This window comes from Bradyrhizobium sp. CB1015 (assembly GCF_025200925.1).
GTDB lineage: Bacteria > Pseudomonadota > Alphaproteobacteria > Rhizobiales > Xanthobacteraceae > Bradyrhizobium.
The window spans coordinates 460489-472042 of the sequence record NZ_CP104174.1; the positions used below are offsets into that span (position 1 = coordinate 460489).

Here is an 11554-nt window from a genome sequence, read left to right on the forward strand (position 1 = left end):
CATCCGAGCGGCCATCAACCTCTCAACCCGGCGACGGCGTGCCGTAATTGGTGAAATCGATCTTGAACATGTTGGGGTCGAGCTTCTTGCTCGAATCCAGATTGTACACCGCGACCGTCGTGTCATAGCCCTGCGGGTCGGTGACGGTCCACTGCTTGAGCTGGCCGTCCTTGGCGCCGAACATCAGCAGGAGGCGGCTGGTGCCGACCAGAGCCTGCTTCTCCTCGATGGTGACGCTGACATAGACGTCGTCGGCGGAAACGGCGACGACGTTGGTGTCCTTCATCAGGTCGATGCGGTCGGACAACAGAAAGCGCAGCGGCGTCTGCGACAGCGGATAGATGTCCTGGGTCGCAAGCTTGCGGTCGCGCACCACGAGCGAGGATCCGTCGGCGATGATGTCGATCGGGCTCGGGGCGTCGTATTCGAACCGCACCTTGCCGGGCTTCTGGATGTAGAAATCGCCCTGCGTCTTGCTACCGTCGGGGCCGACCTGGACGAAATTCCCGACCAATGTCTGCAGCGACGACAGATAGGCGCTGACCTTGGCCGCCTGCGCCTTCTGGTTGGCATCGAAGGTCTGAAAGATGCTGCTCGGAACGTTGCGCCGCGGATCCGGGATTACGGGGTTGGGCGGCGCCTGGGTTGCGCCGGTGACGGCCGGTCCGCCGGCGGACGCGCCGCCGTCACGCCCCTTCGGCGCAGGCTTCGGCACCGGAACGGTCTGCGCGAACGACGCAGCGGTCACCATCGCGGCGGTGACGAGAAGCACGCCGGCCATGCGCGCGCTTCGCGCAGCGATGGAGGCCGTGAATCGAATGTCCGGATGTCTGATCAACGCGTCGTCCTGTATGGCTGGGCGCCCTTTTACCGTGATTTCGGGCAAAAGCAGATATCGAATTTGCGTGAAATGATGTTCAGAGGCTCCTCGCCTCACATATGGCTGTCTTCTTCCTCGACCAGAATCTCGCGCTTGCCGGCATGGTTGGCGGGACCGACGATGCCCTCCAGTTCCATGCGCTCCATCAACGATGCAGCGCGGTTATAGCCGATCTGCAGACGGCGCTGGATGTAGCTGGTCGAGGCCTTGCGGTCGCGCTTGACGATCGCAACCGCCTGCTGGAAGAGATCGCCGCCGCCATCCCCGCCCATGCCGGTTGCGTCGAACACGGCACCGTCCTCGTCCTCGGTCGGCTCTTCGGCGGTGACGGCTTCGAGATATTCCGGCTGTCCTTGCGTCTTGAGGTGACGCACCACCTTCTCGACTTCCTCGTCGGAGGCGAACGGTCCGTGCACGCGGCTGATACGGCCACCGCCCGCCATGTAGAGCATGTCGCCCTGGCCGAGCAGCTGCTCGGCGCCCATCTCGCCCAGAATGGTGCGGCTGTCGATCTTGGACGTGACCTGGAAGGCGATGCGGGTCGGGAAGTTCGCCTTGATGGTGCCGGTGATGACGTCGACCGACGGACGCTGCGTCGCCAGGATCACATGCAGGCCTGCGGCGCGCGCCATCTGCGCGAGGCGCTGCACCGCGCCTTCGATGTCCTTGCCGGCGACCATCATCAGGTCGGCCATTTCGTCGACGATGATGACGATGTAGGGCAGCGGGTCGAGCGAGAGCTTCTCTTCCTCGTAAATCGCCTTGCCGGTCTCCTTGTCGAAGCCGGTGTGCACCGTGCGCGTCGGCTCCTCGCCCTTGGCCTTCAATTCGAGCAGGCGCGTGTTGTAGCCGTCGATGTTGCGCACACCGAGCTTGGCCATGTTCTTGTAGCGCTCCTCCATCTCGCGCACGGCCCATTTCAGTGCGACCACCGCCTTCTTCGGATCGGTCACGACAGGCGTGAGCAGATGGGGGATGCCGTCATAGACGGAGAGCTCGAGCATCTTCGGATCGACCATGATCAGGCGGCACTGGTCCGGGCGCAGCCTGTAGACCAGGCTGAGGATCATGGTGTTGATCGCGACCGACTTGCCCGAGCCGGTGGTACCGGCGATCAGCATGTGCGGCGTGCGCGCGAGGTCGATGATGACGGGTTCGCCGCCAATGGTCTTGCCAAGGCAGAGCGGCAGCTTTGCAACCGTCTCGGTCGCCTCCTTCGCCACCAGCAATTCGCGCAAGTAGACCTTCTCGCGATGCGCGTTCGGCAGCTCGATGCCGATCGCGTTGCGCCCGGGCACGACGGCGACGCGCGCCGACAGCGCGCTCATCGAGCGGGCGATGTCGTCGGCAAGGCCGATCACGCGCGAGGACTTGATGCCCGGCGCCGGCTCCAGCTCGTACAGCGTAACGACGGGACCCGGATTGGCCTTCACGATCTCGCCGCGCACGCCGAAATCCTGCAGCACGCCTTCGAGCGAACGGGAATTGTTCTCCAGCTCGGCCTTGCTGAGCGGCTGGCGATCGCCGGCCTTCGGTGCGGCCAGCATGGAGACGGAGGGAAGATCGAACTTGTCGGAGGATTTCTTGGAAGCGGCCTTCGGCGCAGCCTTCTTCTTCGGAGCACGCGCGGCGGGCTCCTCCTCTTCCTCCTCCTCGTCGTCCACGTCCTCTTCGTGCTCGTCCTCGTCGTCCTCGTCGTGAGACTGCGGCGAGATCGACGGCGCGGAGCGGCTGCCGCCGAGATTCGGCTCCTGGCGGCTGAAGGCGACCGCCTTGGTCTTCGGACCGCTCGAGACCAGCGAGCGGTAGGCAGCGCCAAGCAGCCAGATCAGCCGCGCCTTGGTGCTCATCAGCGCATGGAACAGCCAGCCCAGCGAGACCGAGCCGCGATCGCTCTCCTCGTCTTCGTCGAGCGGCTTGTCGTCGTCCTCGATCTCCGCGAGCTCGTCGTCATGCTCGCGTGCGCCGAGGCCGCAGGCGATCAGGAAGGTCGCGGTCATCGCGGCGAACAGGATCGTGCCCAGCACGATGCGATAGATCATGCCGGCCGGTCCGAAGATCACCGCGGGCGCGCGCACCAGCGCATCGCCGACCACGCCGCCGAGGCCGGTCGGCAGCGGCCAGGCACCGCCATGCTGAAAGCAACTGACGAAGCCTGCCGCGATCACCGTGCAGAGAATCCAGGAGCCGAGCCGCAGCGCCTCGCGATCGAACGGGCGATGCGTCATCATGCGCCAGCCCCAGACCGCAACGGTCAGGACCAGCATGATCGCGCCGAGCCCCAGGATCTGCATCGCGAGATCGGCGCCGATCGCGCCGGCATAGCCGAGGATGTTGCGGATCGGCCGCGAGGTCGCGTGGCTGAGGCTGGGATCCTGCACCGACCACGTCATCAGCGCCGCCGCGGCGACGCCCGCCAGCGCGATCAGGCCGAGGCCGGTGAGCTCGCGCATGCGCCGCGCCAGCCCCTCGCGGATCGAGGGCGGCAGATGGCCGACCAGAGGAATGACGCGTTCGATTGCCGACATGCTCACGGGCCCCGCCTAACCCAGAGTCTCGACCAGCCGGTGCAGCGCCTGCGCCGTGGTCTCGCCGTCCTGCACCAGCGCGAGGCGGATATAGCCTGCGCCGGGATTGAATCCGTCAGGCTGCCGTCGCGCCAGGAAGCTGCCGGGCACCACGCGCACGCCAGCTTCCCTGAACAGCTTGAGCGTCACCGACACGTCGTCGCCGATCTCGGAGGTGTTGAGCCAGACGCAGAAGCCGGCATCGGGCCGGCGATAGCCGTAACGATTGCCGATGATCTGGTCGGCGAGATCGAACTTGATGCGGTACAGCCGCCGATTCTCCTCGACATGCGCCTCGTCGCCGTAGGCGACCGTCGCGACATGCTGCAGCGGCACCGGCACCTGGGGCGCTGCGATGTTGCGCAGCTCGAGGAACATGCCGATGAATTTCCTGTCGCCGGCGGCGAAGCCGACGCGCAGGCCCGGCAGGTTGGAGCGCTTGGACAGCGACTGGAACGCGATCACGCGCGTGAAGTCGGGGCCGGCGCATTCCAGTGCGCTGCCGGGAGCCTCGCGGGTGTAGATCTCGGAATAACATTCGTCGCTGAGGATCACGAAGCCATAGCGGTCGGCGAGCTGCTTCAAGCGCTTGAAATAATCGGGGCTCGCGACCGAGCCCTGCGGATTGGCGGGCGAAGCCAGATAGAACGCCACCGTGCGCGCCAGCGTCGCTTCGTCGATGGCGTCGAGATCGGGCAGGAAGCCGTTCTCGACTGTCGTCGGCAGATGGACCGGCTCGCAAGCGGCCGCAAGAGCACCCGCACCGTAGACCGGATAGAACGGGTTCGGCATCAGGATCGCGGGCTTGCCTGGACGCGGGCCGACATAGCGGGCGGCGGCGATCGCGGCGAGGAACAGCCCCTCGCGGCTGCCATTGAGGACGAGAATCTCGCTTCGGGGGTCGAGCGACCGCGGCAGCTTGAAACGCGATGACAGCCATGCGCCGGCGGCGTTGCGGAACGGCTCGGTGCCCTGGTTCATCGGGTAGCGGCCGAAATCCGCGATGTGCTTGGCCAGCACCGGGCCGACGAAGTCGGGTACGGGATGCTGGGGCTCGCCGACCGCAAGCGAAATCAAAGGCTTGCCCGGCTGATGCGGGGCCAGCAGCTCGTTCAGCCGGACGAAGGGCGAGCGTTCGGAATCGGAGCCATTACCGCCCTGCGGCGCACGGGATGAAGCGGTCAGAGCCATTCGTTGGGCGCCAGTACTCTTGGAACGGCCGGTCGCACCAAGGCGCCGGCGGGAAGCGGTTCAGTTCACCATAGATAGGGCGAGGTTAAGACGCGATTAACCATCGGCCGCCGACCCCGTCCAGAGCGGGAATAATGGGGCCGGATGTTTCGGCGACGTCATGGCCGGGCCTGTCCCGGCCACCCACGGCCTTTCCGGCGCGACATCCAAGAACGTGGATGCCCGGGACAAGCCCGGGCATGACGAGTTTGGCGGCATAAGCGCGCTCAGCGCCCCGGCAGCTTCTCGAACGTCTTCATTCCTGCGGGGATGGTGTGGAATTCCTGCATGTCGCAGGTGTAGATCGCCATCTGCGGCTGGAACTGCGCCGGTTCGTCGAGCGTGCCGACCTTCAGGATCGCGGCGGGCAGGCCCGGAACCTTGGTCACGAGATGCGTGCCGCATTCGGCGCAGAATTCGCGCGTGACGGCGCGCTCGAGGTCCTTGCGCGTGAACTGCTTGGGTTGACCGGTGATGTAGGTGAAGCCGGCCGCCGGCATCGCGATGAAGGTGTTGGGCGCGCCGCCCGAGATGTACTGGCACTCGCGGCAATGACACTGCGCCTGCATCATCGCGTCGCCCTCGGCCACGTAGCGCACCTCGCCGCAATAGCATCCACCTTCCAAGCGCATGACGACCTCCCGATTGTTATCTTTGTGGTCGATATTTCTGCGCCGGCCGCGCGGAATGGCAATGCTATTCTTCAACGCCCCGCGTCAAAAGAAAGGGGCTCCAGCTTGCGCTGGAGCCCCTCAACGGCCAGGGCATTGCCGGGTATGTGCCCGAACCGTAGTTGTGGACGCGGTCTCAGAAGAGACCGCGCCCGGGAGGAGAGGGTTACATGTTGTAGGCGCGCTCGGTGTGCTCGGTGATGTCGAGGCCTTCACGCTCGCTCTCGACATTGGCGCGGAGGCCAACGATCACATCGACGACCTTGTAGAGGATCGCCGAACCGACGCCCGACCACACCAGCGTGGTGGCGACAGCCTTGAGCTGAGCAAGCACCTGGACCGTGAAGTCGTAGTCGGCGACCTTCGGCGGGATCGCGGTGTAGTCGATGATGCCGGCGCCGCCGAGGGCGGGGTTGACGAGAATGCCGGTGCCGATGGCGCCGACGATGCCGCCGATGCAGTGCACGCCGAACACGTCGAGCGAGTCATCGTAGCCGAGTGCGTTCTTCACGACGGTGCAGAAGAACAGGCAGACCACGCCGACCACAAGGCCGAGGACGATCGCGCCCATGACGCCGGCGAAGCCGGCCGCAGGCGTGACGGCCACGAGGCCCGCGACAGCGCCGGAGATGACGCCCAGCACGGAGGGATGGCCCTTGATGATCCACTCCGCGAACATCCACGACAGCGCAGCGGCCGCGGTGGCGACGAAGGAGTTGGTCATGGCGAGCGCAGCGCCGCCGCTGGCTTCGAGGTTGGAGCCGGCGTTGAAGCCGAACCAGCCGACCCAGAGCAGCGAGGCGCCGATCATCGACATGGTCAGCGAGTGCGGAGCCATCAGCTCCTTGCCGTAGCCGACGCGCTTGCCGATCAGGAGAGCGCCGACGAGGCCTGCGATGCCGGCGTTGATGTGCACCACGGTGCCGCCCGCGAAGTCGATGGCGCCCATCTTGAAGATCCAGCCGGCGTCGGCGTTGATCTCGTCGAGCTTGGCCTGCGCCGCAGTCTTCGCCGCCGCATCACCCGCCGCAGCGAGCGCCTTGGCAGCGTCCTGGATCATGTCCGGGCCGGGCCAGTACCAGACCATGTGCGCGATCGGGAAGTAGATCAGCGTGACCCAGAGCGGGATGAACAGAGCGATCGCCGAGAACTTCATACGCTCGGCGAAGGCGCCGACGATGAGGGCGGGCGTGATCGCGGCGAAGGTCATCTGGAAGCACACATAGATGAGCTCCGAGATGTTGGCGTCGACCGAGAAGGTCGCGGCCTTCGAATCGGTGGTGACGCCCATCATGAAGGCCTTGGAGAAGCCGCCGATGAAGTCGGAGCCGCCGGTGAAGGCGAGGCTGTAGCCGTACACGGCCCAGATCACGGTGACGACGCAGACGGTATAGAACACCTGCATCAGGACCGAGAGCATGTTCTTGGAACGGACGAGACCGCCGTAGAACAGTGCGAGGCCGGGGATCGTCATCAACAGCACCAGCACTGTCGATGTCAGCATCCAGGCGTTGTCTCCCTTGTTGACCGTTGGCTCGGCGTAGGCTGCGGTCGCAGCGAACAGGCCGACTGCGAGAGCCGCCAATCCCGCGCCATAGGGACGCTTGAACGTCATATTGTTTACTCCTGCTTGGATAAGGTTGAGCGCGAAATCAGAGGGCCGCGGCATCGGCCTCGCCGGTGCGGATGCGCACCGCGTGGTCGAGGTTGATGACGAAGATCTTGCCGTCGCCGATCTGTCCGGTTTTCGCCGCGGACGTGATGGCGTCGATGGTCTTGTCGACCTGGTCGGAGGCGACAGCGACCTCGATCTTGATCTTGGGCAGGAAGCTCACGGCATATTCGGCACCGCGATAGATTTCCGTATGGCCCTTCTGGCGGCCATACCCCTTGACTTCCGTCACCGTGAGACCGTGAACGCCGATGGCGGTCAGGGCGTCACGGACTTCTTCAAGCTTGAATGGCTTGATGATCGCCATAACAATTTTCATGGGTCCTATCCCCGCTTGGGCCCGGTCCGGACGTGGCCGGGCGTTCTCGACTGGTTCGCCACGAGGGAGAAGTTTCACTACGCGGGCACAGCCGGGACCCCTAGAATCAAATGCCGTGCCAGATCAGGCGTGTTGCCTAACGGATTATGAAGACGGGCGTTTTCGCGTTTGACGGGTATGGCAACGCAGTGCGGTATTACGTCGCGCTCAAAACGTGGTCACGCCTGCTCAAAATGCGGGCAAGACAGCCTCCCGACACAATGTTGCTCACGTGTCGGGCAGCAGGAAGGTAATTACGTAGCATCGGCGCCTATTGCAGGGCTTCACCGTGCTGCGAAATATCCAGCCCCTCAAGCTCGTGCTCACGGGATACGCGCAAGGGCACGAACAGGCCGACCAGCTTGAGCAGGATGAAACTGACGCCCGCCGACCAGACAAAGGTCACGGCGACCCCATAAAACTGGATCAGGAGCTGCTGCGGATGGCCCTCCAGCAGGCCGGCGGTGCCGCCGATGGCGCTGGTGGCGAACACGCCGCCGAGCAGGGTCCCGGTCAGGCCGCCGATGCCGTGGACGCCGAAGACGTCGAGCGAATCGTCGTAGTCGAAGCGGTGCTTCAGCCAGGTACAGGCCCAGTAGCAGACCGCACCGGCAATGATGCCGATGACGATGCCGTGCCATGGCGCGACGAAGCCCGAGGCCGGCGTGATGGTGCCGAGACCTGCGACCGCGCCGGAGATCATGCCGAGCACCGAGGGCTTGCGCCGCGTCGACCATTCGATCGCGCCCCAGGTCAGCGCGCCCGCGCAGGCGGCAAGATGGGTCGCGATGATCGCCATCACCGCGCGTGAGTTCGCCCCGAGCGCCGAGCCGCCGTTGAAGCCGAACCAGCCGACCCACAACAGGCCGGTGCCCATCACCGCGAGCGACAGATCGAACGGCGAGAGATTCTCGGTGCCGTAGCCTTGACGGCGTCCCATCACCTTGGCCGCAACGAGGCCGCCGGTGCCGGCGGACAGATGCACGACGAGACCGCCGGCGAAATCGAGGACGCCCATGCTGGCGAGGAAACCGCCGCCCCACACCCAATGCGCCAGCGGAATGTAGACGAAGATGAACCAGGCGACCGAGAACAGCAGATAGGCGGAGAACCGCATCCGGTCGGCGACCGAGCCCGCGACCAGCGCCACCGTGATGATGGCAAACGTCATCTGGTACAGCATGAACAACGCTTCCGGGATGGTCTTCGCCGCCGGATTGACGCTGTCCATGGTCATGCCGGCGAGAAACCAGCGATCGAGCGTGCCGATCCAGGGGCCGTCGCCGACGAAGCACAGCGAATAGCCGAACGCCACCCAGAGAATGGAGATCAGCGTCACCGCGGCGAGGCTCTGCGCCATGGTGGCGAGCACGTTCTTCTTGCGCACCATGCCGGAATAGAACAGCGCAAGTCCCGGGATCGTCATCATCAGCACCAGCGCTGTCGCGACGATCATCCAGGCCGTGTCGGCGGTGTTGATCTCGTTGGCCTGCGCGTGCGCCGGCGCGGCCATCACCAACGCAACTCCCATCGGCGCAGCCATAGCAGCTGCGCGGCGCAACAATCCCGCCATGTCATTCCCCCCGGCATCAATTGGCGTCGCACGCTGTGGCGTCGTTGCCCGGTGCGATCGAAGAAGATCAAGGCGTTTTCGAGCGAAGCGGATACCGGCTCGCGCAGGAAAAACGCGTCAAACAGAATTCAGAGCGCGTCGCTGTCGGTCTCGCCGGTGCGGATGCGCAGCGCGTGGTCGATCGGCGTGACGAAGATCTTGCCGTCACCGATCTGCCCGGTGCGGGCCGTCGAGGTGATCACGGCGACCGCCTTGTCGGCGACGTCGGAGGCGACCGCGATCTCGATGCGCAGCTTCGGCAGGAAGTTCACGACATATTCGGCGCCGCGATAGATCTCGGTGTGGCCCTTCTGACGGCCATAGCCCTTCACCTCGGTCACGGTCATGCCGTGCACGCCGATCGCCGTCAGGGCCTGGCGGACCTCATCGAGCTTGAAGGGTTTGATGATGGCGACGACGAGTTTCATGGTCAGACCTATTCCCCGGGATGCGCTGCGCCGCATGTCCCCGGCGCTGCGTCAATCTGGCATCTTTCCGGGCAAATGGCACAAAAAAGTTGCAGATTGAAGCGGAAAAACGTTTGGCCAAGGGCGGTCATGTGAACGGCCGCCTCTGTACAGGGCAGCTGTTCATCCTCCACAATGCATTTTTGGCATGGATGCGGTGAACCCAGGCGTCCCGGCCGGTACATACGTAAGTTCGAGGGGGACGTTCCATGGCGAGTTGGTTCTACGCATCCGAGGGCAAGCAGCAGGGGCCCTTTCCGGAAGGGCAATTCCGCGATCTCGTCGCCCAGGGCGTCGTGCGTCCGGACACGCTGGTGTGGACCGAGGGCATGGCCGGCTGGCAGAAGGCCGCCGAAATTCCCGGCCTGATTGGCGGCGGTGCGCCGCCGATGGTCCCAGGCGGCGGGCCCCCGATGATGAATGCCGGTGGTTACGGCGGCGCAGCGCGCGGCGGATCACTCGCCGTCGATTTTGGCATCTGGGACTTCACCTGGCGCACGCTCGTGCTCGCGATCGGCTCGTGCTTCATCATCCCAGTGCCATGGCTGTTCGTCTGGTACACGAAATGGATCGTGCCCTGCATCAAGGTCCCCGGGCGCCCCAATCTCAGCTTCACCGGCAGCGCGATGACGCTGGTGCCCTGGTTTTTCGGCTTCATCGTTCTGGCGATCGCGCTCGGCTTCGTCGGCAGCCAGTTGCTCAGCAATCTGCTGTTTATCGTCCAGATCGTGCTCTACTGGCTGCTGATCAAATGGATGATCGCGAACCTCGCCTCCAACGAGCAGCCGCTGGGCTTGAGCTTCACCGGCTCGGTCTGGGCCTATATCGGCTGGAATCTGCTGTTCGCGATTTCCATTATCACCATCATCGGCTGGGCCTGGGTGGCTGCGGCCCAGATGCGCTGGTTCTGCCGCAGCATCGAAGGCACGCGGCGCGAGATCATATTCAAGGGCTCGGGTCTCGACATTCTCTGGCGCGGCATCGTGGCTGCGATCCTGTGCAGCCTCATCATCCCGATCCCGTGGGTGTATCGCTGGATCATGAACTGGTTCGCCTCGCAGACCGAGCTCGCGCCGCGCGGCGCGCTGGGGGCATGATCTGAGAGGCTTCAAGCGCTACTCGTCGCGCTTGAAGCGATCAGGCCTTCCGCTCGCGCACCGAGCCTTCCTGTGCGACGGAGGCGACCAGCGTGCCGTCCGGCTTGAAGATCGAGCCCCGGGTCAGGCCGCGGCCCGATTGCGCGCTCGGCGAATCCTGCGCATAGAGCAGCCATTCGTCGGCGCGGAACGGGCGGTGAAACCACATCGCGTGGTCGAGGCTCGCCGGCATCATGCGCTTGTCGAACAGCGTACGGCCATAGCGCGCCATGATCGCGTCGAGCAGCGAGAAGTCCGAGGCGTAGGCGAGCGCGCACATGTGCAGCGCCGGGTCGTCGGGCAGCTTCGCGGCGGTCTTGATCCAGACGTGGATGCGGCCGTCGTCGATCTTCTGGCCGAAGTAACGGCCGAGCTCGACCGGGCGCAGCTCGATCGGCCGATCGGATTCGTAGTAGCGGCGGATGAAGTCCGGCATCTCCTTGAACATCGGCTGCTTAGCCACCTCCTCCGCCGTGAGCTTTTCCGGCGGCGGCACGTCCGGCATCTTGTCCTGGTGGTCGAACGCGGTGTCCTCGTCGGCGTGGAACGACACCATGATCGAGAAGATCGCGTTGCCGTGCTGGATCGCGGTGACGCGGCGGGTCGAATAGCTCTTGCCGTCGCGCAGACGCTCGACCTGGTAGATGATCGGGATCTGCGGATCGCCCGGCAGGATGAAATAACAATGCAGCGAATGCGGCAGCCGGCCCTCGACGGTGCGGCAGGCCGCGACCATCGCCTGCCCGATCACCTGGCCGCCGAACACCCGCTGCCAGCTCGTCTTCGGGCTGTTGCCGCGGAACAGGTTCACCTCGAGCTGCTCGAGGTCGAGGATCGCGATCAGGTCGATCAGGCCTTTGGACATGACTTGCGCTTTCTAATGATGCGTCATTCCGGGGCGCACGCAGTGCGAACCCGGAATCTCGAGCTGATAAACCTCTGGATTCCGGGTTTCGCGCGT

General features: G+C 64.8%; 10 protein-coding genes. 1 reads left to right on the plus strand and 9 read right to left on the minus strand.

What is annotated here, in order from left to right; genetic code table 11:
- Nucleotides 1-22: 22 nt before the first annotated feature.
- The 8 genes from N2604_RS02135 to N2604_RS02170 form a co-directional block, all read right to left on the minus strand.
- Nucleotides 23-781, minus strand: a complete 759-nt coding sequence (locus N2604_RS02135; RefSeq protein ID WP_260373578.1) for an outer membrane lipoprotein carrier protein LolA — start codon at nt 779-781, stop codon at nt 23-25.
- Between the two features lie 152 nt (nt 782-933).
- A complete protein-coding gene (locus N2604_RS02140; protein ID WP_260373579.1) occupies nt 934-3414 on the minus strand; it encodes a DNA translocase FtsK in 2481 nt (826 codons plus the stop codon).
- A gap of 9 nt (nt 3415-3423) precedes the next feature.
- Entirely contained in the window at nt 3424-4638 is a 1215-nt protein-coding gene (locus N2604_RS02145) for an aminotransferase class I/II-fold pyridoxal phosphate-dependent enzyme (RefSeq protein WP_260373580.1), read from the minus strand.
- Nucleotides 4639-4904: 266 nt separating this feature from the next.
- A complete protein-coding gene (locus N2604_RS02150; protein WP_197963842.1) occupies nt 4905-5309 on the minus strand; it encodes a GFA family protein in 405 nt (134 codons plus the stop codon).
- 205 nt (nt 5310-5514) lie between these two features.
- Nucleotides 5515-6963 carry an ammonium transporter gene (locus N2604_RS02155; protein ID WP_260373581.1) on the minus strand — a complete coding sequence of 483 codons (1449 nt, stop codon included), beginning with the start codon at nt 6961-6963 and terminating at the stop codon, nt 5515-5517.
- A 37-nt stretch (nt 6964-7000) separates the two neighbouring features.
- Entirely contained in the window at nt 7001-7339 is a 339-nt protein-coding gene (locus N2604_RS02160; protein WP_008142813.1) for a P-II family nitrogen regulator, read from the minus strand.
- A 310-nt stretch (nt 7340-7649) separates the two neighbouring features.
- Entirely contained in the window at nt 7650-8951 is a 1302-nt protein-coding gene (locus tag N2604_RS02165) for an ammonium transporter (protein WP_260373582.1), read from the minus strand.
- A 128-nt stretch (nt 8952-9079) separates the two neighbouring features.
- Nucleotides 9080-9418: a P-II family nitrogen regulator gene (locus tag N2604_RS02170; RefSeq protein WP_018323564.1), complete on the minus strand. Its 339-nt coding sequence runs from the start codon at nt 9416-9418 to the stop codon at nt 9080-9082.
- Nucleotides 9419-9666: 248 nt separating this feature from the next.
- Between N2604_RS02170 and N2604_RS02175 the strand changes: the two genes are divergently transcribed.
- Nucleotides 9667-10554 (plus strand): DUF4339 domain-containing protein, encoded by an 888-nt coding sequence (locus tag N2604_RS02175; protein WP_260373583.1) that lies wholly within the window; start codon nt 9667-9669, stop codon nt 10552-10554.
- A gap of 40 nt (nt 10555-10594) precedes the next feature.
- Here the strand turns inward: N2604_RS02175 and tesB are convergent, their stop codons facing one another.
- The gene (gene tesB / locus N2604_RS02180) at nt 10595-11458 is read right to left on the minus strand and encodes an acyl-CoA thioesterase II (RefSeq protein ID WP_260373584.1); all 864 of its coding nucleotides are present in this window, start codon (nt 11456-11458) and stop codon (nt 10595-10597) included.
- Between the last annotated feature and the right edge of the window lie 96 nt (nt 11459-11554).